A 22,407-nucleotide genomic window follows, 5' to 3' on the forward strand; every position below is an offset into this window, starting at 1 on the left:
GGGGTGGAAACGGGGAAAGCCGCTATGTTGCCGTGACCTGCGGCTGATCCAATGCCAGGGCAGTCCCGGCCGAGAAAGTGCGCCCTGGATCGCGATCGTGGAAATACGCGCCGAGGTGCGTGGCCAGCGTGTCCGGCGTCCATGCGCCCGCCGACGCGTCGAAACGCTGTTCGACGACGGGAGCAGCCATCAACGCGACCATCGCGCCGTAGACGACGAAGAGTTGGCCGTTCACGGCGTCCGCGGCGGGTGACGCCAGATAGCGCACGAGCGCGGCGACGTGGTCGGGAGACAGCGGATCGACCTGGCCGTCCGGGGCGTCGCCGAACACGTTCTCCGTCATGGCCGTTCGCGCGCGGGGGCAAATTGCGTTGGCGCGCACGCCGTATCGGGACAACGCACGTGACGCCGACAGCGTCAGCGCGGTGATGCCGGCCTTCGCTGCCGCATAGTTCGCCTGGCCTTCCGGCCCGAGCAGGCCCGCTTCCGAGGACGTGTTGACGAGGCGTCCGTACACAGGTGCGCCGACCTGCTTCGACTGCGCACGCCAGTACGCGCCCGCAGTGCGGGTCAACAGGAAATGCCCGCGAAGATGAACATGGACGACGGCATCCCAGTCGTCGTCGGACATGTTGAACAGCATGCGATCTCGGACGATTCCGGCATTGTTCACGACGATGTCGACGCGTCCGAATTCGCGCTCGGCTGCCGCGAACATCGCGTCCGCGGTGGAGCGTTCGCCGACATCGCCTTCGACGAAGACTGCGCGCGCGCCTGCGTGCTTCACCAGGTCGATGGTCTCGTCGACAGCCGGGCCGGACGCGATATCCCCCACAACGACGTCCGCGCCCGACTGCGCGAGCCCGACCGCCTCCGCGCGCCCCAACCCGGCCGCCGCGCCCGTGACGAGGGCTACCCGACCGTCCAATCGCACCGATTCGTCGAACACGAGTCACAATCTAGAACGTGTTCCTGCTCGAAAGCAAGCATCTCAGGCGCCCCACCCGAGCGCCGCCCGCGGACACGACGCGATGGCCACGTCGATCACTTTGCGTAGTTCCGGGCGCTCGGACGCGCCGGAGATCGACAGCTCGTCGTCGTCGTCCAGGTCGAACACCTCCGGGACCAGGCCCACGCAGACGCCGTTGGCTTCACAGAGATCACGGTCCACTTCGACCATCGTTCCTCCCGGGTGCCGCTTCGCGGCCCGTGCGCGGATAGTTGCACCCTGGGCCAACTTTCCGCGCACGGGCGCCGTAGGCGCAATACTAGAACCTGTTCCACTTCGTGTGCAATGATTCGAGAACCCACACCATGCCGCCGGAAACGAGGCGCCGATGCACATCACCTACACCGGGGACCAGGTAGCGCTGCGCGAAGAATTGCGCGCCTACTTCCGCACACTGATCACCCCGGAACGCCGCGAAGCATTGAGTTCGACGTCCGGCGAATACGGCGAAGGGACGGTCTACCGCGACGTCGTCGAACAGATGGGCCGTGACGGCTGGCTCGCGCTGGGCTGGCCGACGGAGTTCGGCGGTCAGGCACGATCGGCGATGGAGCAACTGATCTTCACCGACGAAGCCGCCATCGCAGGCGCGCCGGTTCCGTTCCTGACCATCAACAGCGTCGCGCCGACGATCATGGCGTTCGGCACCGACGAACAGAAGTCGTACTTCCTCCCACGCATCGCCGCAGGCACACTGCACTTCTCCATCGGATACTCCGAGCCGGAGGCAGGCACCGATCTGGCGTCCCTGCGTACGACGGCGGTGCATGACGGCGACGACTTCGTGATCAACGGCCAGAAGATGTGGACGTCGCTCGTTCAGTACGCCGACTACGTCTGGCTCGCGTGCCGCACCGATCCGGATGCCCGCAAGCATCGCGGCATCAGCATGCTGATCGTCCCCACCGACGCCGACGGTTTCTCCTGGACTCCCGTCCACACCATGGCAGGCCCCGACACCAGCGCCACGTACTACCAGGACGTGCGCGTCCCGACGTCCGCGCTCGTCGGCGAGGAGAACCGCGGCTGGTCGCTGATCACAAACCAGCTGAACCACGAACGCGTCGCGCTGACGTCCGCAGGCCCGCTCGTCGCCTCGCTGCGGGAAGTCCGTGAGTGGGCGCAGAACACCAAGAGGCCCGACGGCACACGCGTCATCGACCAGGAATGGGTGCAGATCGCGCTGGCCAGGGTGCACGCGAAGGTGTCGTACCTGGAACTGCTGAACTGGGAGATCGCGTCGTCCGAGGCCGCCGCTCCGAGTCCGGCGGACGCGTCGGCCAACAAGGTGTACGGCACCGAGCTCGCCACCGAGGCCTACCGCACGATGATGGAGATCCTCGGGCCGTCGGCGACGCTGCGGCAGGGATCGCCCGGCGCGCACCTGAGCGGACGGCTCGAACGTCTGCATCGGTCGTCGTTGATTCTGACGTTCGGCGGCGGCACCAACGAGGTGCAGCGCGACATCATCGGCATGACGGCCCTCGGCCTCCCCGCGTCGGCCCGCTGACACAGGTCACAGAAGGAGCATCAGTGGATTTCACGACGACCGAGGCACAGCGAGACCTCGCCGCCCTCACCCGCGACATCGTCGCGCGCTACAGCACCGACGACGTTCAGCGGCAACTGGATTCGCGTCCCGACGAGATCGATCGCGCGCTGTGGAAGGTACTCGGCACATCAGGGGTGCTGTCCGCGGCGACTCCGAATTCGGTCGGAGGCGACGGCTTCGGCGTACTGGAGGCCGCGTCGATCGCGGTGGAACTGGGACGCGGAATCGCGGCGGTCCCCTACGTCGCGCACTGGACCGCGGTGTCCGCGATCGCTCGGTTCGGCACCGACGAGCAGCGTCACGAATGGGCTGCACCTGCCGCACTCGGGTCGTCGATTCTGACGGTGGCTCTCGACGAAGACGACACGGTGAGCGCGCGAGAAACAGCTACCGGGTGGACCCTGTCCGGCACGATGACCTGCGTCGACAGCGCGCCCATCGCCGACGGCATCGTCGTCGCCACGATCGATGGCGTCTACCTGCTCCGGCCGTCGGACCCGGGTGTGGCCGTGACATCGCAGCACGGCGTCGACAATCGCAGCATCGGCGAATTGGAATTGACTTCCGTCGCAGTCGATTCCGTTCGGCGACTGGCCGATTCCGCTGCCGCACAGCAGGTTCGCGCCTGGCTGACGCTTCTGACGTGCGCCTATCAGGTCGGGGTTCTGGAGGAGTCGCTCGCGGTCACGGCGAACTACGCCCGCGAACGGGTCCAGTTCGGCAAACCCATCGGCAGCTTCCAGGCCGTCGCACAGCGCTTGGCGGACGCGTACATCGACGTCAAAGGCGCACGTCTGACGATGTGGAAGGCCGCGTGGGCGGTGTCGGCAGGACGCGACGCGGACGACGACGTCGCAGTGGCCAAATTCTGGGCAGCGGACGCCGGTCATCGCGTCGCACACACGCTCGTTCACGTGCACGGAGGCGTCGGCCTCGACCGCGACCATCCCGTGCACCGCTATTTCCTCGCGGCCAAGCGTGCCGAATTCGCGTACGGCGCCGCGACGTCGACCCTTCGTCGACTCGGTGCGGCCCTGGCCGCGGTGCCCGCGTGATGCGTAAGGCACGGTTCGTAAATCGATTGGCAGCACGCAGGCAGATTGATACCGTTTCGGTCGTCGTCAGGTCGAAGTGAGGAGGAACGCAATGGTGGTCGTTCGGCGTACAGCTTTGCCCTGGGCCCCGTGCGTTCACAGGGCTCCCCTGTTCATTCCTTAGCCGGCCCCGCACTCACGGGTCGGCCTTCGAAAGGCTTCCCGTGTCACTTTCCACATACGGTTTCGACTCCTATTGGCAATCCCTGTTCGAAAAGCACGGTTTCGATGGACTCCCCGGTCGCGTCACCTCCGTCTTTCGCGGATGGTGTGACGTCGCAACGGAATCGGGTACTACCCGCGTTCGGTCCGGCAGTGCCGACGTGTGCACCGGCGACTGGGTCGTCGTCGGCACCGATACCGTTCTCCATGTACTCCCTCGGCGTACGGCGGTCGTGCGCTCATCTGCCGGACAGACGTCGGCGTCGCAGATCCTCGCGTCGAACGTCGATACCGTCGTCGTGACGGTGGCGGCGGACACCGAACTCGACCTCGGCCGCGTCGAACGTTTCGTCGCCTTGGCCTGGGCGAGCGGCGCTACCCCGATCGTCGCACTGACCAAGAGCGACAAGGCTTCCGAGAGCCGATACGCGGATGTGAGCGCTGCATCGCCTGGTGTTCACGTCGCCGAGCTCAGTGCACACACCGGGAATGGACTGGCCGAGTTCCTGACGCATCTCACCGGCACGATCGCACTGATCGGCCCGTCGGGATCCGGAAAGTCGACGCTGGCGAACAGAATGATCGGCGACGACGTGTTGGCCACCGGTCACGTTCGCTCCGGCGACGCGAAAGGCAGGCACGTCACCGTCCGACGCGAACTCGTGCCGCTGCCCATACCGGGAACCACCGTCATAGACACACCGGGACTACGGTCGGTCGGTGTGTTGTCGTCCGACGACGGACTTTCGGCGACGTTCTCGGACATCGAAGATCTGGCAGCACACTGCCGATTCGCCGATTGCGCACACCTGTCCGAACCCGGGTGTGCGGTACGCGAGAACGTCGATCCACGACGCGTCGCGAACTATCAGCGTCTCGTCCGCGAGAACGACTGGGCGACGACGCGGCACGACGTCCGTGCGAACCAGGCCCGGCTCGCGGAGGCGAAACAGATCGCGAAGGCGCAGCGTCAGCTGTACAACAGCAGGAACCGGCCGCGACAGTCGCGCTAGTCGAACAGCGTCGGAGATTCCGGCTCGGCGGCTGCGGGCGCGGCCTGCTGCGTGGGCGACGCCTTGCGCACGACGGACAGCGTGGTCGTCCGGACCGACAGTCGGTGTCCGTCGTGGTGTTCGAGCAGCGCGAGACCCTGACGAATCTCCAGCACCTTCCAGGGGCCGGCATGCCCACTGGCCTGGACAAGGTCGCCCACTGCGATCTCGGAAGCCACTGCTCTCTCCATTCAGGTCGGTCGTCGTACCGACTTCTACCCTAGACCGGACAGGACGTCGTACCGGGCACAACCGGACCCGCGTCCTCGCGCGTCGCCGATTCCCGGACCGCTCGGTATGAAACGTCGCGACAAACCGCCGATTCGCCCGCTACGGGCCGGGGGAACCGACGATCTCACTAATTCGATTGGAGTACAACGACTTTCGTGTCGACTACGGGCGCGGCAATCCTCTACCATAGGCCGGTGCCTTCGTCTGTGACCCCAGCTGAAACCCTGTCCGTGGTCGTTCCAGCTCATAACGAAGAGTCCTACATCGGCTTCTGCCTCGAAGCGCTGCTCGCTCAGGGCGACGACATTCACGAAATCGTCGTGGTCGACAACAACTCGACGGATCGGACGGTCGAGGTCGTCCAGGCGTTCATGCGCACCGAACCGAAGATCACGTTGATCTTCGAGGACAAGCCGGGCGTCGCGCATGCACGCAACGCAGGCTTTCGTGTCGCCAGCGGTGACGTCCTCGGTCGCGTCGACGCCGACACCCGCGTCACCGCAGGGTGGGCGCGCGCGATACTCGATTTCCTGTCCACCGACGGCGCCCACATCGGCGCGATCACGGGCCTCAACCTGCCCTACGACTCGCCGGTTCGCGGACTCAAGGCGTGGTGGTTCGGCAGGCACCTGAAGAAAGGCAACGTCGGAGGCGGCCGCCTGGTCAAGAACCTTCACGGAGCCAACATGGCCATCCGAAAGACGGCGTGGCATCGCGTCGAACATCTGGTCAGTACCGACGCTGCCCTGCACGAAGACCTCGATCTGGCGTTGTGCCTCGGTTCGGTCGGTGTGGAGATCGCGCAACTGTCCGACATGAACGTCGATGTGTCGCCGCGTCGAGCATTCACCCCGCCGTCGGAGTTCCACGAGTACATCGACTCCGGTATCCGCACGTTCACCCATCACGACGTCATGACGAAGGAGAAGCGCAAAGCCCTTCGTCTGCACTGGTGGTGGCACATTCTCGTGTTCGCCGTCTACCGCCCGTTCGATCCGATCAAGAAGCGTTACTCCGTGCGGCATCTGCTGCGTCCGGTGCAGACGCGCATGCTCCCGGTCACCGCGGAAGGCGTGGTCACCGTCGAAGCTGCGACGCGACGGGCCAGCTGAGCTACCGCAGCTTCTCGAGTCGGCTGACTGCTTCCTCGAAGCCGGAGACCAACTCGTCGACGACGTCGGCGACGGGTCTGATCTCGTTCATGCGGCCGACGATCTGCCCGACGGGCATCGCTACCACCTTCGAGTTCCCTGCCCTGTCGATGCGTTGATGCGCCTCGCTGACCAGGATGTTCTGCAGCGGCATCGGCAGCGGATCGGGCGCATCCGGGGCGCTCCAGGCGTCGGTCCATTCGGTCTTGAGTAGCCGGGCGGGCTTACCCGAGTAGATCCGCGTGCGGACCGTGTCGCTCGACGTCGCCGCCAGCAACGCTTCCTGCATCGCCGACGGCTTACCTTCCTGCCGAGCGCCGAGGCGGTATTCCGCGCTGGTCAGCCACGCCGATCCCATCCACACCCCCTGCGCACCGAGCGCGAGCGCGGCTGCGACCTGGCGTCCGCTACCGATGCCGCCGGCCGCCAGAACGGCCGCGTCGCCTGCCACGGCGTCGACGATCTCGGGCAGCAACACCATCGATCCGATCTCACCGGTATGACCCCCTGCTTCGTACCCCTGAGCGATGACGATGTCGACCCCGTTCTCCACATGTCGACGCGCGTGCTCGGCTTTGCCTGCCAGCGCCGCGACCGGCACCCCGTGCTCGTGCGCCTGTCCGATCACGTCGGTCGGCGGAGACCCCAAGGCGTTGGCAACCAACGCGATTCGGTGATTCAGTGCGACGTCGACGTGAGATCGCGCAACCGAGTGCAACCATCCGAGCACGCCTTCGTTGCGCGCCGAATCCGCTCCAAGCGGCGGGATCCCGAGGTGTTCGAGCGTGCGATCCACGAAAGCCCGATGGTCCGGCGGTATCAACTGATTCAGATCGACGGCTGCGCCCTCGGTGGGCACCTTCGCCGGCATGACGATGTCGACGCCGTACGGCTTTCCGTCGGTATTCTCGTCCATCCAGTTCAGGACTTCGTCGAGTTCGTCCGGGTCGTTGAAGCGCACACACCCCAGAACGCCCAGGCCACCCGCCCGACTGATCGCGGCCGCGACATCTTCCGACGGCGTGAAACCGTATATCGGATAATCGATTCCGAACTTGTCGCAGAGATCGGTATGCATTCAGCTGCCTCGTGTCGCAGTCGTCAGTGAGTTCGTCTCGTCGGCCGGGCGCGCCTCGGTCTGTTCGGACGCCCATCGGTAGTCCGGTTTGCCTGCAGGCGAGCGTTTGATCTCGTCGACGAACCACACCGCGCGCGGAACCTTGTATCCCGCAATGACTTTCCGGGCTTCGGCGTCGAGTTCGGCCAGCGAGGGCCGATTCTCACCGCGAGCCTGCACGACGGCGGCGACGGTGTGGCCGAGCCGATCGTCCGGCACGCCGACGACGATGGCGTCGAACACTTCCGGGTGAGACTTGAGTGCACCCTCTACTTCCTCGGGGAACACCTTCTCGCCGCCGGTGTTGATCGACACCGAGCCACGGCCCAACATCGTGACGGTACCGTCGGCCTCGACCTGCGCGTAATCACCAGGGATCGAGTACCGGACACCGTGAATCTCCTTGAACGTCGCCGCGGTCTTCGCCTCGTCCTTGTAGTAACCGATCGGGATATGCCCGTGTCGCGCAAGCAATCCCGTCTTTCCGGACCCAGGTTCGACGGGATGGCCGTCGTCACCGAGCACCGACGTCGACGCGTCGATCTTCACCCGCGGGCCACCCGTGTGCTCGGTTCCTTTCGCGACGACGCCGAGACCACCGAAGCCCGTTTCGGACGAGCCGATCGAGTCGGTGATCATGCGATTGGGCAGCAGTTCGAGGAATTTCTCCTTGATGCTCGGTGAGAACAGGGCTGCGCTGCTTGCCATCAGATACAGCGTCGACAGGTCGTACGGGGTGCCGTTCGGTCTGCCGTCGACGAGGGCGTCGAGCATCGGTCGCGCCATTGCGTCGCCGGTGATGAAGATCAGGTTGATGCCGTGCTTGTCGACGAGCTCCCAGATCACGTGGCCGTCGAAATCGGGATGCAGCACGGTCTTTCCGCCACCGAACAAGCTCTGGAAGGTGGCCCACTGCGCGCCGCCGTGGATCATCGGCGGGATCGGCATTCGCGTCATGGCCGGGTTGGCGGCGCCCATTTTCGCAAGATCCCACTCGTCGTCGAGATATTCGCCCGTCATGAAATTGATGCCGCCTCCGAGCACGCGCCAGACGTCTTCCTGACGCCACATGACGCCTTTGGGACTGCCGGTCGTGCCGCCCGTGTACAGCATGTAGATGTCGTCGGGGCTGCGCTCGCCGAAGTCCCGTTCGGGAGAGGACTGCGCGAGCGCATCGTCGTAGGTGACCTGTTCGCCGTCGCCGTCGATGACGACGGTCGTCGTCAACTGCGGACACGTCGGCAGCACCGCAGCGACCTTGTCGCTGTAGCGCCCCTCGTGGATCAGGGCCACCATGTCCGAATTCTGGAAGATGTACTGTAACTCGTTCTCGACGTATCGATAGTTCACGTTGACGACGACGGCGCGAATCTTGAACACCGCGATCATCGCCTCGATCGCTTCGATTCCGTTGCGGCTGTAGACCCCTACCTTGCCGCCGGGCTGTACGCCCTGTTTCTGCAGGTAGTGCGCCAGCCGGTTGGTGCGGTCTTCCATCTGCGCGTAGGTGATCTCCCGATCTCCACACACCAGGGCGACCCGGTCGGGAACCAGGTCGATTGCATGCTCCACGAGGTCTGCGATGTTGAGGGCCACGCATCGAAAATAGAACGTGTTACTGTTTCTGGCAATAGCCGAGGATGGGGGATTTCGATGACTTCCACAGCGTCACCTACCGAGGCCGCGCACGCCCTCGTCGAGAAGCGCGGACACGTCCTGATCGTCACGATGAATCGACCCGAGGCGCGCAATGCGCTGTCCGGCGAGATGATGACGATCATGCGCGACGCGTGGGATCGCGTCGACTCCGATCCGGACATCCGCGTCGCCATCCTGACGGGTGCCGGTGGCGCGTTCTGTGCCGGTGCCGATCTGAAGGCGATGACGTCGACGCATCCCGGTGACAGCTTCCGCGGTGGTGGGTGGGACCTGTCCAAGATCGAGGCACTGCTCAAGGGGCGACGATTGTCCAAGCCGTTGATCGCTGCCGTCGAAGGACCTGCGATCGCGGGCGGCACCGAGATCCTGCAGGGCACGGACATTCGCGTCGCGGGCGAGAGCGCGAAATTCGGTGTCTCCGAGGCGCGGTGGGGCCTGTTCCCGCTCGGCGGCTCGGCGGTGCGCCTCGTTCGCCAGATCCCGTACACCGTCGCGGCCGATATCCTGTTGACGGGCAGGCACATTCGGGCCGACGAGGCTCTGCAGATCGGACTCGTCGGCCACGTCGTACCCGACGGCCAGGCGTTGACGAAAGCTCTGGAGCTCGCGGATCTGATCGCAGCGAACGGGCCTCTGGCCGTTCAGGCCATCCTGCGCACCATCCGCGACACCGAAGGGATGCACGAGAACGACGCATTCGAGGTGGACGCGAAACTCGGCGTCGCCGTCTTCCAGAGCCAGGACGCCAAGGAGGGGCCGCGGGCGTTCAGCGAGAAGCGGGCGCCGAGGTTCGAGGGTCGGTAGTGCGCTCCGCGCACGGGTGCGTCAGCGCAGAATCGCCTCTTCCGGTGTTCCGTTCTCGAGAAGCGCGCTCACCGTCGCCGCTTCCATGCCCGGCGAACCGCAGACCAGGACCTGATGGTTCGTGAAGGGTTCCTGCACGCCGATCACGTCGGCGAGACTGCCTTCCCAACAGTGTTCCGGCCCGAAAAACGCTGCGGCCGAACCCACCTCGGCTCGAATTGCGTCGTTGAACCGATCCGGCCCCCACGGGTCGTCGAGCTGATCGACGACGGGGACCACCGTCAACCACGGCAATTGCGAGACCAGGATCCACAGGAGATCCGACGCGTACAGATCGCGCGGAGACCGCCCTCCGACGTACAGCGTGACGTTCGGCGGTGACGGCCTTCGCGACAGATCGAGGATCAGCGAGCGCATCGGCGCCAAGCCGGTGCCACCGGCGATCATGACGACGTCACGCCCCGAGTCGTCGACATGCAACGCACCACCCGGGTCGCTCAGTTGCCAAACGTCCCCTGGCCGAGTGTCGTTGACGATCGAACCACTGACCCATCCCGCCGGAACTGCCCGGACATGGAACTCGAGTTTTCCGTCGAGCGACGGGGGCAGAGCGGGTGAATAACGCCGCGAGACTCGCGGATTCTGGGGGACGACGACCTCGACGGACTGCCCCGGACTGAACGGAACGACGTCTCCGACGAGACGGACCACGGCCAGATCGTTGCGTAGGCGGTGGTACTGAACCACTTCGGCGTTCCACGTCTGCATGGGCACCCAGCCTACAAGTGCGGCTGCGCACTACCAGGGATCGTGATGCACGCTCGACAGATCGACGCCGCCTGCCTGGAGCCGGAACTTCGTGGTGTTGATCATCGACGGCGAACCGACGATCTGAATGTCGCGCCCTTCCCATCGACCGAACTCGGCGACCGTCTGACCGATCTGCCCGACGATCGGCGCGGTGTCGAAATGGTGGCCGTCGTGCATGTACCACCACGGGTCTTCCTCGGACTCGACGACGCCGACGACCGACAGCCACGGGTTGGTCGACGCGATGTGCAGAAGCGTCGGCAAGTCGTACAGATCGCACGGATACTTGCCGGCGACGAACAGGTGCACGCGGGCGTTGTCCGTGCGCGACGCCATCTCCATCAGCTGCGCGCGGATCGGTGCGATTCCCGTTCCCGACGCGATCAGCAACCGGTCTCGCCCCTCCGCCGTGTGACGCGTCATGCTTCCCAGCGGCGAGCCGAGCGACCAGCGGTCGCCGATCGCGGTGTTCGCGACGATGGCCGGACTGACCCAGCCACCGGACACGCGTCGTACATGAAATTCGATCTGTCCTTCGGCGTTGGCCGGTATCGCGGGCGACAGGTATCGCCACATACGCGGCCGGCTCGGAATGGACACACTGACGTACTGCCCGGCGCTGTAATCCATGGGTTGGTCGAGTTGCAGGCGGACGATCGACACGTCGTCGAGCACGCGGATGTGATCGACGACGGTGCCGTGCCACATCGGCGGTCCCTCGTCGGCGTTCGCGCCGTCCATCATCGCTCCCGCGATGACGGCGATGGCTTCACGCCAGGCGGAGTCGACGTCGTCGGTCCAGAGTTCGGTACCCGCGAACTGCACGAGTGCGGAGATGAGGGCGTTGCCGACCGCAGTGTAGTGGGCATCGGTGACGCCGTACTTGCGATGGTCACGACCCAGTTGAGCGAGAAACGGAAGGACCCGATCGAGTTCTTCGAGCTGGTCGACGACATGTGCGATCGCGGAGACCAACCTGTCGCGCTGGACGTCCATCGCCGCGGGGAAGAAGTCGCGCGCCTCCGGGTTGCGGGCGAACAGGATCGCGTAGAACGAACTGGTCAGCTTCTCCGGCCCACCCTCGACCGCCGCGACAGCCTTGAACGAGGCTCTGACAAGCGAGATCGCGCGAGCATCCATTGTTCGAAGTCCCCAATCCGCGCCCAGACGCGGGAAGTCGGCATTCTCGATCACCGTCTGTCGAAAGCGGAGATCGAAGGTCGATCCGGAGAGTGTAGCTCAGCGCGGTGATGCCGACCGGACGAAAACAGACCGTTCACCCCAGTAACAAAAGATTCTCCGAACGACCTCGCCGGATTCCGCGTACGAGCCGACCATGCATTCGAATTCTCGTGCGGCGCATCGTTTTCGGGCTTCCACGTCCAGGCCGAAGGCCCTAGGATCTGCGGGGTCCTTCAAGATCGACTTCTGTATCGAGCGAAACGGGGGTTTGCGCATCGTGACTGTCGCTGTCGGGGCGAGCCTGCAAGACCGGAACGAAAGTAGACAGCACGAAGAACTCGACCCGGATCGAGTGCGTCGACTTCGCGAATGCGCTGAATTCTTCGACGCCCCGGAGCTGGCGCACCTGCACCCGGGCCGCAAGGCCGAAGCGCTCACCGAGCTCGCGAGCACCGGGACCTACCTGCAGACACCGGAGGAAATCCTCGTCGGCGCCAAACTGGCCTGGCGGAACCACGCGCGATGCGTCGGACGCAAGCACTGGCGCACCCTCGAGCTGATCGACGCGCGACACGCGACGACAGCGCACGAGATCGCCGACGCGTGCTTCGAACATCTGCGTCGCGCAACCAACGGCGGAGCCCTCAAGTCGATCGTCACCGTGGGCCCACCGCCGCTGCCCGACGGCCGTGAATATCGCATCGTCTCGCCCCAGCTGATCCGGTATGCGGGATACGACGACGGCAGAGGAAAGATCACGGGTGATCCCGCTCACATCGAGCTCACCGAGCTCGCCATGCGGCTCGGGTGGCGTGGTGAAGGCTCACGGTTCGACGTTCTGCCCCTGATCGTGTCCACGCCGGACGAACCGCTGCGATGGTTCGAGATCCCACGCGATCTGATCCTCGAAGTCGACTTCGTTCATCCCAATTACCAGTGGTTCGCGAAACTCGGACTCAAATGGCACGCGGTCCCCGCGGTATCCAACATGGACCTCGAAATCGGTGGAGTCCGCTACCCGTGCGCGCCGTTCAACGGCTGGTACGTCAACACCGAGGTCGGCGCCCGAAACTTCAGCGACCAGGATCGGTACGACATGCTGCCGACCATCGCGAAGAAGCTGCGCCTCGACATGCGCTCCGACCGCACCCTGTGGAAGGACCGTGCGCTCGTCGAACTCAACCGCGCCGTGATCCACAGTTTCCGTGAGGCGGGCGCCTACATGGTGGACCACCACACCGTCGCGAAGCAGTTCGTGGACCACGTCGACCGCGAAGCCCAGGCGGGCCGCGCATGCCCGACGGATTGGACGTGGGTCAATCCGCCGATGTCGTCGGGCATCACCCCGACGTTCCACCGTCTGTACGACCCGCCGGACATGGACATCCGGCCGAACTTCGTGTCCCGTGGCACGTCGGGCTGCCCGTTCTCCTGAGTTGCGGGGCCGGCGGGCCTACTGCGGGGGCTTACCGCGCGGGCTCACCGCGCAGGTTGCAGCAAACGCGCACGTTGCAACCTGCGCAGCGGCTGCAACGTGCGCAGCAAGGGCCGAGGGAGGGAAACTCCCCGCCCACCGCGCACCTTGCAGCGAACGCGCACGTTGCAACCGGCGCAGCGGCTGCAACGTGCGCAGACGGGCAGAGAGCGAAGCACCGCGCCCACCGCGCACCTTTCAGCAAACGCGCACGTTGCAACCTGCGCAGCGGCTGCAACGTGCGCAGCAAAAGTCAGCGCTGGTTGCGCGGCTTCCAGACGACGAGGGCGTTGCGCTGCACCGGGACGAGATCGCGTCGGTAGCCGGCGTGAACATCCGCCAACTCCTGCGCGAGCTCGGCTACCCGCGCCTGCAGTGCCTCGACCTGGTTGGTCAGCTCGATGATGCGCTTGATGCCCGCGAGGTTGACGCCTTCGTCCTGCGACAGCCGCTGAACTTCGCGAAGCAACGCCACGTCTCGCGGCGAATACCGTCGACCACCGCCGTTGGTGCGGTGGGGTGTGACGAGCCCGAGTCGGTCGTAGGTACGCAACGTCTGCGCGTGCATGCCGGCGAGCTGTGCCGCGACGGAGATGACGAACACCTGCGCGTCGGGATCAGCGTGGCCGGGCCCCTGCGCGCCGGAGCCGGGAGGGGGAACCGTCATCATGCACCTGCCCACCCGGCCCGCGGGTCGAATCCGCTGGCCTTCTCTGCTTCCAGATAGGCATGCAAGGCTTCGGTGGCCGGATCGTCGAGCTTCTGCGGCACCGCGACCTTGACCGTGACCATCAGGTCACCGGGTGTTCCGGCCTTCTTCGGGACGCCGCGTCCGCGCACACGCAGCACGCGGCCGTCGACCGTTCCCGGCGGAACCTTCACTCCGACGCGGCCGTCGAGCGTGGGGACGGACAGCGTCGTCCCGAGCACGAGCTCGCCGTAGCTGACCGGAACCGTGACCGTCAGGTCGTCGCCGCTGCGTCCGAAGACCTTGTCGGGCCGAACACGGACGGTGACGTACAAATCGCCCGACGGTGCTCCACGCAGCCCGGCTTCGCCCTGACCTGCGAGTCGGATCTTCTGGCCGTCCGAAACTCCTGGTGGGACGCGCACGGTGATGGTGCGCGTGCGGTTCTGCACACCGGTTCCGCGGCAGTCGTCGCACGGATCGTCGATGATCGAGCCAGTTCCGCGGCAGTCGTCGCACGGCTCGCTGAATCCGAACGCACCCTGGTTGCGGTTGACGACGCCGGCGCCATTGCACCTCGGGCACACCCGCGGACTGGTTCCGGGCTTGGCCCCGCTGCCGTGACACGTGGTGCACGACGACGGGCTCGTGAGCCGCAGCGGAACGGTGACGCCCTGGGTGGCCTCGCGGAAACCGAGAGTCGTCTCGGTTTCGACGTCGCTTCCACGCCGCGGCCGATTGCTCGCGGTGCGTTGCTGGCCGCCGCCGCGATTGAACAGACCACCGAACAGGTCGCCGATGCCGCCGTCACCGCCGCCTTGACCGAAGATGTCGCCGACGTCGAACGTCTGTCCGCCACCACCGAACCCGCCCGCGCCGGGATTGAACCCACCGCCACCGCCGCGACCGAAGCCGCCCGACGCGAACAGCCGTCGAGCTTCGTCGTATTCCTTGCGCTTGGCCGGGTCGGTCAGCACGGACTTGGCCTCGCTGACGGCCTTGAACCGCTGCTCGGCCTCGGCGTTGCCCGGGTTGGCGTCGGGATGGTTGTCCCTGGCCAACTTTCGGTACGCCTTGGTGATTTCTTCCGTGGTGGCGCTGGAGGAAACGCCCAGCTCCTTGTAGAAGTCCTTCTCGATCCACTCCCGCTGGCTCACCGGGCGTTTCCTCCTCTCGCTCTATTTCTTTTTACTTCTCCTCGGATGCATCGGCATCCGATTCCGCAGCTGTTGCCGGGACTTCGTCGACCACGCCCACCATCGCGGTACGCAGGACCTTGTCGCCGAGCTTGTAGCCCGGACGCATCAACGTCCCGATGACCGGATTGCTGCCGTCGCCCTCGTGGGAGACGGCCTCGTGGATCGCCGGGTCGAACGTATCGCCGACGACACCGAACGTCGCGAGACCGATGTTGGTGAAGACACCGGCCAGCTTGTCGGCCACCGACTTCAGCGGACCCGTCTCCAGGTCGCCGTGCTGACGCGCGCGCTCGAGGTCGTCGAGAACGGGAAGCAGCTGCGATACGACGGACGCCTTGGCGTTGTCGATCACCGACTGCTTGTCCCGATCCGTACGACGGCGGTAGTTGGTGTACTCCGCCTGCAGACGCTGGAGATCCGCGGTGAGCTCTTCGACCTGCGTGTCACGCGGGTCCTGCTCGTCCTCCGCGATCGCTTCTTCCACCGAGCCGGGCTGCGGCGCAGCCGCGGTACCCGCCAAGGGTTCCGCTACTGCGTCGCCGTCCCGTGCTTCACCGGTCTCGCGATCCACCTTGCGCTTGTCGACATAGGTGACCGGTTCCTGCTCGGTGTTCTCCGAGCTCACTTCTTCTCCGAATCGTCGGCAGGCTCGTCCACGACCTCGGCGTCGACGACGCCGTCGTCGGCTGCCTGAGCGCCACCGTCGGCGCCGCCCTGCTCCTTGGCCTGAGCCTCGTAGATGGCGGTTCCGAGTGCCTGCGACTCCGTCGACAGCTTCTCGACGGCCGTCTTCACGGCCGCGATGTCGCTACCGGCGAGAGCCGACTTGGCCTCTTCGATGGCCGTCTCGACGCGTCCCTTGAGCTCTGCGTCGACCTTGTCCTCGTTGTCCTTGACGAACTTCTCCGTCTGGTGGACGAGGGACTCGGCCTGGTTGCGGACCTCGGCCTCTTCGCGACGCGCCTTGTCCTCTTCTGCGTGCGCCTCGGCGTCCTTGACCATCCGGTCGATCTCTTCCTTGGACAAGCCGGAGCCGTCCTGGATCTTGATCGTGTTCTCCTTGCCGGTGCCCTTGTCCTTAGCCGTGACGTGCACGATGCCGTTGGCGTCGATGTCGAAGGTGACCTCGATCTGCGGCACCCCGCGCGGAGCCGGCGGCAGCTCGGTCAGCTCGAAGGAGCCGAGGAGCTTGTTGTGCGCGGCGATCTCACGCTCACCCTGGAAGACCTGGATCTGCACCGACGGCTGGTTGTCGTCAGCGGTGGTGAAGGTCTCGGACCGCTTCGTCGGGATGGTGGTGTTGCGCTCGATGAGCTTGGTCATCACGCCACCCTTGGTCTCGATGCCGAGGGACAGCGGCGTGACGTCGAGGAGCAGAACGTCCTTGACCTCACCCTTGAGGACGCCGGCCTGCAGAGCAGCTCCGACAGCCACGACCTCGTCCGGGTTGACGCCCTTGTTGGGCTCGCGTCCGCCGGAGAGTTCCTTGACGAGCTCGGAGACGGCGGGCATACGCGTCGAACCACCGACGAGCACGACGTGGTCGATGTCCTTGACGGCGATGCCGGAGTCCTTGACCACTGCCTGGAACGGCGCACGAGTGCGGTCGAGCAGGTCGGAGGTGATCTTCTGGAACTCGGAACGGCTGAGCTGCTCGTCGAGGAACAACGGGTTCTTGTCCGCGTCGACCGTGATGTACGGCAGGTTGATCGAGGTGCTCTGGCTGGAGGACAGTTCGATCTTGGCCTTCTCGGCAGCCTCACGCAGACGCTGCAGCGCCATCTTGTCCTTGGTCAGATCGATGCCGTTCTGAGCCTTGAACTTGTCGACGAGCCAGGTCACGATGCGCTCGTCCCAGTCGTCGCCACCGAGGTGGTTGTCGCCGGACGTCGCACGGACCTCGACGACACCGTCGCCGATTTCGAGCAGCGAGACGTCGAACGTGCCGCCACCGAGGTCGAAGACCAGAATGGTCTGCTCGCTGTCGCCCTTGTCCAGGCCGTATGCGAGAGCAGCCGCGGTGGGCTCGTTGACGATGCGCAGAACGTTGAGACCGGCGATCTGGCCGGCTTCCTTGGTTGCCTGGCGCTGCGCGTCCTCGAAGTAGGCGGGCACGGTGATGACCGCGTCGGTGATCTCTTCGCCCAGGTAGGCCTCGGCGTCGCGCTTCAGCTTCTGCAGCGTGCGCGCGGAGATCTCCTGCGAGGTGTATTTCTTGTCGTCGATCGACGTCGTCCAGTCGGTGCCGATGTGGCGCTTGACGGAGCGAATCGTGCGGTCGACGTTGGTAACCGCCTGGTTCTTCGCGGGCTGGCCGACCAGCACTTCACCGTTCTTGGCGAAAGCGACGATCGACGGAGTGGTGCGTGACCCCTCGGAGTTGGCGACCACAACCGGCTCGCCGCCCTCGAGGACGGACACGACCGAGTTGGTGGTCCCGAGGTCGATACCGACCGCACGAGCCATAGTGTTTCCTCCTGTTTGTAGCTTGGTCTGATTCCTAGCTGAGCGAACCGCACTCAAGTCTGCCCCGACGGATTCGGATCCGTCAACTCGGACTTGAGCCTGGTCCACTCAAGGCTGTCGAAAGGCTCAACGGAGGGGTCGGCGCGTTTGTTCCCGCGGCTCACGAAAATTGTTCGACATGGCCAGACACAGCACTGCGCCGCGACGGGCATACCCGTCGCGGCGCAGATTCGGTGAAAGCTCGATACCTAGGCGTCGGCCTCGTCGTCGACCTCGGGCGCGCAGTTGATGCTCAGCAGGCCGACGGCAATGTTGTTCGGGTATGCGGCGTCGAGCTGCGGGCTGAACGCTGCCGCACCGCCGGGACGCGAGACCCACTCGGTCAGCTCGCTCGGGACCGTGTAGGTCACCTTCTCGCCGGCCTCGATGACCTCCTCGTTGAAGACACCGGGCGCATCGGGGAACACGGCGAAGTTGGTGGCGACGTTCGCCGCGTCACCCTTACCTACGTTCTCGACGTCGATCGTCAGAGCGGCGAACAGCCCCTCCTTGCCCTCGACCGGCACGCACTTGGTTCCGATGGCCACCGCCAGGTCGGGCGACTCCGGCATCGACGATCCGAACGGCGCGGGTGCGGTCGCCTCTTCTTCCTGAGCCGACGCAACGGGTGCCAGCGCTACCGCACCGACGGCGGCGGCGAAGACGGCCGTCGAGGCCATGACTGTGGTGCGGGCAAAGCGACGCATATGTGACTCCTGTGACTGAAGTGAAGGTTGTTGCGACTAACTATTACCTACTTCAATCGGACATTCCACACCGAACGGTCTCGATTGGGTGACGCTTCAAGCACCGAACGTCACGGCTTACAACGATGTAATTCACCGCCGCAGAGCCTGTCTCGCAGTCAGGTTTCGCGGAATATCGGCGGGGGGATACGGAACACTGCGGCGCAGCCCGCGCGTACGTAGGGTCTAGAACAAAGCGAGGCTACGGAGGCACATGGATCCCGAAGTGCAGCACGAACCGAGCGAGATCACGTACGACGAGAAGTTCTATCCGGCACGACCCCGTCCGCTGCGCCCTTCCGTTCGCCGTGCCGACCGCAACGGCGCGCGATCCCAGGACGGCGACCCATCGGCGGACAACCCGCAGTACGTCGAATGGCTCACCGAGCAGTCGATGCTGCGCGACGCCACGCTGATCGCCGAGCAGCTGTCCGGCAAGGGCAGCATGTGGCAGAACCCTTACGCCGATCCGAACCCGCGCGGTGCCGTCGAACGTGCGCCCGTCTGGTTCACGGCCTACCCGATCTCGGTCATCAACGCCCCACGGACCAGCTTCCTCAGCACCCTCGGCGACGAGGCGCTGTGGCAGGCGTTCTCCGAAATCGGTATCACCGCAGTCCATACCGGGCCGGTGAAGGTCGCGGGCGGCATCCACGGCTGGCGTCCGACACCGTCCGTCGACGGTCACTTCGACCGCATCGGCATGCAGATCGACCCGGCCTTCGGCACCGAGGAAGAGTTCCGACGCCTGTGCGTCGTCGCAGCCGCGTACGACGGCATCGTCATCGACGACATCGTCCCCGGCCACACCGGTAAGGGTGCCGACTTCCGGCTCGCGGAGATGGCCGTCGCCGACTACCCCGGCATCTACCACATGGTGGAGATCGAACCGCAGGACTGGCATCTGCTCCCCCGCGTCCGTGCAGGCGCCGATTCACAGAACATCGATGCCGAAGCCGAAGCCAATCTCGCCCGCGCCGGCTACATCATCGGCCAGCTGCAGCGCGTCATCTTCTACGAGCTCGGGGTCAAGGAAACCAACTGGAGCGCAACAGCTCCCGTCGTCGGTGTCGACGGCGTCGAACGACGCTGGGTGTATCTGCACTACTTCAAGGCGGGGCAGCCGTCGATCAACTGGCTGGACCCGTCGTTCGCCGGCATGCGTCTGGTGATCGGCGACGCGTGCCACTCCATCGCCGATCTCGGAGCGGGCGCCCTGCGTCTCGACGCGAACGGGTTCCTCGGCGTCGAGCGTCGCGCCGAAGGACCGGGATGGTCCGAGGGACATCCGTTGTCCGAGGCCGCAAATCACCTGATCGCGAGTGTCGTGCGCAAGATGGGCGGGTTCACGTTCCAGGAACTGAACCTGACGATCGACGACATCAAGGCCATGGGCACTAACGGTGCCGACCTGTCGTACGACTTCATCAACCGGCCCGCGTACCACCACGCACTCGTCATGGGAAACACCGAATTCCTGCGGCTGACAATGTCGTTGGCCCGCGACCACGGCGTCGACCCGGCATCCCTGGTGCACGCGCTGCAGAACCACGACGAGCTCACCTTCGAGCTGATTCACTTCGCGACGCTGCATGCCGAGGACGAGTTCCACTACTGCGGCGAGGTTGTCAAGGGTTCCGACCTGGGCGACCAGATCCGCGCGGAGCTCACCGACCGTTTGACCGGCCGATGGGCGCCGTACAACCGAACGTTCACGACCAACGGAATCGCCTGCACCACAGCCAGTGTCATCACGGCGTCGCTCGGCATCAGAGACCTCGACCGGATGGACGAATCCGACATCGAGACCGTCAAGACGGCACATTTGATGCTCGCGATGTACAACGCGCTGCAGCCCGGCGTGTTCGCGCTGTCCGGTTGGGACCTGCTCGGAATTCTGCCGGTCGACGCGGACGACGTGGCCGAGCTCATCCGTGAGGGCGACACCCGCTGGCTGAACCGCGGGGCGCATGACCTGATGGGCAGCTACCCCGAAGCAGAGCGATCGGAATCCGGGATGCCGCGCGGCAGAAGCCTGTACGGCACGCTTCCCGAGCAGTTGAAGGACCACAACTCGTTCGCCCGTCGTCTGGCCCGAATCATCGAGCTACGCAACAGGTACGGCATCGCCACCGCGCAACAGCTCGACGTGCCGACGGTGTCTCACAAGGGCCTGCTCGTGCTGGTCCACTGCCTGAATCAAGGCGTCATCCAGGCGACCGTCATCAACTTCTCGTCGGACGAGGTCGTCGCCACCATTCAGTCCAAACATCTCACGGCGGGTGCGACGGTCTACGACATGTTCGACGACTCCGAAGTCGCTGTGGTCGACGAGCTGAACAGTTTCCCGATGACGCTCGCGCCGTACCAGGGGGTGCCGGTCATCCTGCGGTGACCCTAGGATTGGTCAGCGTGAACGAAGAGCGAGAATCCGAGTTTCGTCGACCGCCGGCACGCCCGGAATTCTCCGTCGCTCCGTTGCGTCCACACACCGAACCGGCCGGGCCGACGCCCGCGCTGCGAATCGCACTGTGGGCGTGGGCCGCGGTGGCCGTCGTGTTGGTCGGGATCGCAGCCGTCGTCGCCCTCGAGTACGACGACGTGCGCGCCGCTCTCGCGGTCTCGGTGCAGGACGCCGGGGCCGGCGCCACATCGTCCGAGGTCGCGGACACGGTGACGGCAACCCTGCTCGGCAGCGGCGCCGTAGCGCTCGTATTGCTTCTACTCGCGGCGCTCGGTCTATCGATGGCCGCCGCCAAACGAGTCGCGTCGGGAATTCTTCTCCTGGTCGTCGGACTCGCGACGGTCGGTGCGTGCGTCCTGTTCTGGTCGTTCATGTCCGACGCGGGGTCCATCGCGTCGGGCGTGCTGCAGTGGGGTCCGTTGGTGGGTGCGGGCTTCGCCGCAATCGCGTCGGTCGCCTCGGGTATCGGTATGGCCCGGAAGTGATCTTCGCCGCCCGGGATGCGTTCAACAGCTAAGGGTTGCTTTACTTAAGTCATGAAATCGATCTCGACCCGACGTCTCATGGCTCTGACCAGCACGGCGTCGGTTCTCTTACTTGTCACTGCCTGTAGTTCTTCGGACGCGTCCGAGGAACAGGCGACGCCGGGTACGCATTCGGTCTCGACGCAGTTCGGCACGATCGACGTTCCCGACGAGATCGAATCCGTCGTCGTCATCGACGGACGCCGCGACCTCGACATCGCGATGGCGTTCGATCTTCCGATCGTCGGCATGCCGGTCGAAACCGAAGCTCCGCCGGAGATTCCGGGCGCCCTCACCGCACCCACCGAAGCGCTTCTCGCCGACGGGGTTCCGGAGCTGTATCCGCGGAACGTCGTCGACGTCGAGTCCATCGCACGCGTCGACCCCGACCTGATCATCGGTCGTGACGAGGTCGTCGAGGAGATCTACGACCAGCTGAGCACCGTCGCACCGGTTCTACCCGTCGGTTCCACCGGTTCCGGAGTCACGTGGCAGCAGGACGTCCAGGCCGTCGGCGACGCGTTGAACCTGCAGGACGACGCGCAGAAGATCATCGCCGAGTACGACGCACGGGTCGACGAGATCAAGGCCACCCACGCCGACGCCATCGCGAACACCGTCGTGTTGCCCGTCAGCACATCCGACGAAGGGGGCATCTCCGTCGGACGCGAGCGTGTTCCGTCCATCGCACTCGTGGACATCGGCGCGCGCTTCGGAAGTGCATGGGATGCAGCGACTCCCGAGGTGGAGTACGGGCCCGAGAACATCACGGCAGCCGACGACGCCGACGCGATGATCGCCGCCATCACCACGGACGAGGACCTGCGCGCGATGAACGCCAACGCACTCTGGACGTCCCTGCCCGCGGTAGCGAACGGCCGCATCGTCCGTACCGACAAGTTCACCAACGACGGCGGACCGTTGACCGCACTGTGGACGCTCGACCTGGTCGAGCAGTTGTACGCCGCCGAGTAGGAGCTACGT

General features: G+C 65.3%; 21 protein-coding genes. 9 read left to right on the forward strand and 12 right to left on the reverse strand.

From position 1 onward, the window contains the following. Positions 1–22: 22 nt before the first annotated feature. Both DK926_RS03975 and DK926_RS03980 read right to left on the reverse strand, forming a co-directional pair. On the reverse strand, positions 23–949 hold the full coding sequence (locus DK926_RS03975) for a 3-oxoacyl-ACP reductase (RefSeq protein WP_114328875.1): 927 nt from the start codon (positions 947–949) through the stop codon (positions 23–25). Between the two features lie 42 nt (positions 950–991). Then, positions 992–1,180: a ferredoxin gene (locus DK926_RS03980; RefSeq protein ID WP_068425377.1), complete on the reverse strand. Its 189-nt coding sequence runs from the start codon at positions 1,178–1,180 to the stop codon at positions 992–994. Positions 1,181–1,337: 157 nt separating this feature from the next. On the opposite strand from DK926_RS03980, the gene DK926_RS03985 reads away from it, so the two are divergent. The 3 genes from DK926_RS03985 to rsgA all read left to right on the forward strand — a co-directional run bounded on the left by DK926_RS03985 (position 1,338) and on the right by rsgA (position 4,830). After that, on the forward strand, positions 1,338–2,519 hold the full coding sequence (locus DK926_RS03985) for an acyl-CoA dehydrogenase family protein (protein ID WP_114328877.1): 1,182 nt from the start codon (positions 1,338–1,340) through the stop codon (positions 2,517–2,519). A 23-nt stretch (positions 2,520–2,542) separates the two neighbouring features. Then, entirely contained in the window at positions 2,543–3,616 is a 1,074-nt protein-coding gene (locus tag DK926_RS03990) for an acyl-CoA dehydrogenase family protein (protein WP_114328879.1), read from the forward strand. A 203-nt stretch (positions 3,617–3,819) separates the two neighbouring features. Further along, on the forward strand, positions 3,820–4,830 hold the full coding sequence (gene rsgA, locus DK926_RS03995) for a ribosome small subunit-dependent GTPase A (RefSeq protein WP_114328881.1): 1,011 nt from the start codon (positions 3,820–3,822) through the stop codon (positions 4,828–4,830). On the opposite strand, the gene DK926_RS04000 is transcribed toward rsgA, so the two are convergent. Next, positions 4,827–5,060: a hypothetical protein gene (locus DK926_RS04000; protein WP_174551408.1), complete on the reverse strand. Its 234-nt coding sequence runs from the start codon at positions 5,058–5,060 to the stop codon at positions 4,827–4,829. The genes rsgA and DK926_RS04000 overlap by 4 nt on opposite strands. Positions 5,061–5,294: 234 nt before the next feature. Here DK926_RS04000 and DK926_RS04005 point away from each other — a divergent pair, with 234 nt between their 5' ends. After that, positions 5,295–6,212 (forward strand): glycosyltransferase family 2 protein, encoded by a 918-nt coding sequence (locus tag DK926_RS04005; RefSeq protein ID WP_243636630.1) that lies wholly within the window; start codon positions 5,295–5,297, stop codon positions 6,210–6,212. A gap of 1 nt (position 6,213) precedes the next feature. Here DK926_RS04005 and DK926_RS04010 read toward each other — a convergent pair whose 3' ends face one another. Beyond that, complete coding sequence (locus DK926_RS04010; RefSeq protein WP_114328885.1) at positions 6,214–7,329, reverse strand: nitronate monooxygenase family protein; 1,116 nt, start codon at positions 7,327–7,329, stop codon at positions 6,214–6,216. Beyond that, on the reverse strand, positions 7,330–8,964 hold the full coding sequence (locus tag DK926_RS04015; protein WP_114328887.1) for an acyl-CoA synthetase: 1,635 nt from the start codon (positions 8,962–8,964) through the stop codon (positions 7,330–7,332). A 57-nt stretch (positions 8,965–9,021) separates the two neighbouring features. On the opposite strand from DK926_RS04015, the gene DK926_RS04020 reads away from it, so the two are divergent. Continuing rightward, a complete protein-coding gene (locus DK926_RS04020; RefSeq protein WP_068425401.1) occupies positions 9,022–9,831 on the forward strand; it encodes a crotonase/enoyl-CoA hydratase family protein in 810 nt (269 codons plus the stop codon). Positions 9,832–9,852: 21 nt separating this feature from the next. Here DK926_RS04020 and DK926_RS04025 read toward each other — a convergent pair whose 3' ends face one another. Both DK926_RS04025 and DK926_RS04030 read right to left on the reverse strand, forming a co-directional pair. Next, on the reverse strand, positions 9,853–10,599 hold the full coding sequence (locus tag DK926_RS04025; protein ID WP_114329348.1) for an FAD-binding oxidoreductase: 747 nt from the start codon (positions 10,597–10,599) through the stop codon (positions 9,853–9,855). A gap of 30 nt (positions 10,600–10,629) precedes the next feature. Further along, positions 10,630–11,781, reverse strand: a complete 1,152-nt coding sequence (locus tag DK926_RS04030; RefSeq protein ID WP_114329350.1) for a globin domain-containing protein — start codon at positions 11,779–11,781, stop codon at positions 10,630–10,632. Between the two features lie 343 nt (positions 11,782–12,124). Between DK926_RS04030 and DK926_RS04035 the strand changes: the two genes are divergently transcribed. Then, a complete protein-coding gene (locus DK926_RS04035) occupies positions 12,125–13,258 on the forward strand; it encodes a nitric oxide synthase oxygenase (protein WP_207890745.1) in 1,134 nt (377 codons plus the stop codon). A gap of 292 nt (positions 13,259–13,550) precedes the next feature. On the opposite strand, the gene DK926_RS04040 is transcribed toward DK926_RS04035, so the two are convergent. The 5 genes from DK926_RS04040 to DK926_RS04060 all read right to left on the reverse strand — a co-directional run bounded on the left by DK926_RS04040 (position 13,551) and on the right by DK926_RS04060 (position 18,396). Beyond that, positions 13,551–13,964: a helix-turn-helix domain-containing protein gene (locus tag DK926_RS04040; protein ID WP_068425406.1), complete on the reverse strand. Its 414-nt coding sequence runs from the start codon at positions 13,962–13,964 to the stop codon at positions 13,551–13,553. Then, positions 13,964–15,142: a molecular chaperone DnaJ gene (gene dnaJ / locus DK926_RS04045; RefSeq protein ID WP_114328889.1), complete on the reverse strand. Its 1,179-nt coding sequence runs from the start codon at positions 15,140–15,142 to the stop codon at positions 13,964–13,966. Before dnaJ ends, DK926_RS04040 begins: the two co-directional genes overlap by 1 nt. A gap of 31 nt (positions 15,143–15,173) precedes the next feature. Continuing rightward, complete coding sequence (gene grpE, locus DK926_RS04050) at positions 15,174–15,809, reverse strand: nucleotide exchange factor GrpE (protein ID WP_068425412.1); 636 nt, start codon at positions 15,807–15,809, stop codon at positions 15,174–15,176. Then, entirely contained in the window at positions 15,806–17,650 is a 1,845-nt protein-coding gene (gene dnaK, locus DK926_RS04055) for a molecular chaperone DnaK (protein ID WP_068425414.1), read from the reverse strand. Before dnaK ends, grpE begins: the two co-directional genes overlap by 4 nt. Positions 17,651–17,898: 248 nt before the next feature. After that, positions 17,899–18,396: a Pro-kumamolisin, activation domain family protein gene (locus tag DK926_RS04060; RefSeq protein WP_114328891.1), complete on the reverse strand. Its 498-nt coding sequence runs from the start codon at positions 18,394–18,396 to the stop codon at positions 17,899–17,901. A 253-nt stretch (positions 18,397–18,649) separates the two neighbouring features. Here DK926_RS04060 and treS point away from each other — a divergent pair, with 253 nt between their 5' ends. From treS to DK926_RS04075, 3 genes are read left to right on the forward strand one after another with little or no spacing between them, the layout of a single operon-like run. Further along, on the forward strand, positions 18,650–20,830 hold the full coding sequence (gene treS / locus DK926_RS04065) for a maltose alpha-D-glucosyltransferase (RefSeq protein WP_114328893.1): 2,181 nt from the start codon (positions 18,650–18,652) through the stop codon (positions 20,828–20,830). 17 nt (positions 20,831–20,847) lie between these two features. After that, the gene (locus DK926_RS04070; protein ID WP_243636631.1) at positions 20,848–21,384 is read left to right on the forward strand and encodes a hypothetical protein; all 537 of its coding nucleotides are present in this window, start codon (positions 20,848–20,850) and stop codon (positions 21,382–21,384) included. Between the two features lie 51 nt (positions 21,385–21,435). After that, the gene (locus DK926_RS04075; protein ID WP_114328895.1) at positions 21,436–22,398 is read left to right on the forward strand and encodes an ABC transporter substrate-binding protein; all 963 of its coding nucleotides are present in this window, start codon (positions 21,436–21,438) and stop codon (positions 22,396–22,398) included. The last annotated feature ends 9 nt before the right edge of the window (positions 22,399–22,407 follow it).

Origin of the sequence: Rhodococcus sp. Eu-32 (assembly GCF_003336925.1) — a bacterium.
Lineage (GTDB): Bacteria > Actinomycetota > Actinomycetes > Mycobacteriales > Mycobacteriaceae > Rhodococcoides > Rhodococcoides kyotonensis_B.

Bases quoted from the DNA above. Each gene is read 5' to 3' on its own strand.
- DK926_RS03980 (WP_068425377.1), bottom strand. From the start codon at position 1,180: ATGGTCGAAGTGGACCGTGATCTCTGTGAAGCCAACGGCGTCTGCGTG.
- DK926_RS03985 (WP_114328877.1), top strand. From the start codon at position 1,338: ATGCACATCACCTACACCGGGGACCAGGTAGCGCTGCGCGAAGAATTG.
- DK926_RS04000 (WP_174551408.1), bottom strand. From the start codon at position 5,060: ATGGAGAGAGCAGTGGCTTCCGAGATCGCAGTGGGCGACCTTGTCCAG.
- DK926_RS04010 (WP_114328885.1), bottom strand. From the start codon at position 7,329: ATGCATACCGATCTCTGCGACAAGTTCGGAATCGATTATCCGATATAC.
- DK926_RS04020 (WP_068425401.1), top strand. From the start codon at position 9,022: ATGACTTCCACAGCGTCACCTACCGAGGCCGCGCACGCCCTCGTCGAG.
- DK926_RS04025 (WP_114329348.1), bottom strand. From the start codon at position 10,599: ATGCAGACGTGGAACGCCGAAGTGGTTCAGTACCACCGCCTACGCAAC.
- DK926_RS04030 (WP_114329350.1), bottom strand. From the start codon at position 11,781: ATGGATGCTCGCGCGATCTCGCTTGTCAGAGCCTCGTTCAAGGCTGTC.
- DK926_RS04040 (WP_068425406.1), bottom strand. From the start codon at position 13,964: ATGACGGTTCCCCCTCCCGGCTCCGGCGCGCAGGGGCCCGGCCACGCT.
- dnaK (WP_068425414.1), bottom strand. From the start codon at position 17,650: ATGGCTCGTGCGGTCGGTATCGACCTCGGGACCACCAACTCGGTCGTG.
- DK926_RS04060 (WP_114328891.1), bottom strand. From the start codon at position 18,396: ATGCGTCGCTTTGCCCGCACCACAGTCATGGCCTCGACGGCCGTCTTC.
- treS (WP_114328893.1), top strand. From the start codon at position 18,650: ATGGATCCCGAAGTGCAGCACGAACCGAGCGAGATCACGTACGACGAG.
- DK926_RS04075 (WP_114328895.1), top strand. From the start codon at position 21,436: ATGAAATCGATCTCGACCCGACGTCTCATGGCTCTGACCAGCACGGCG.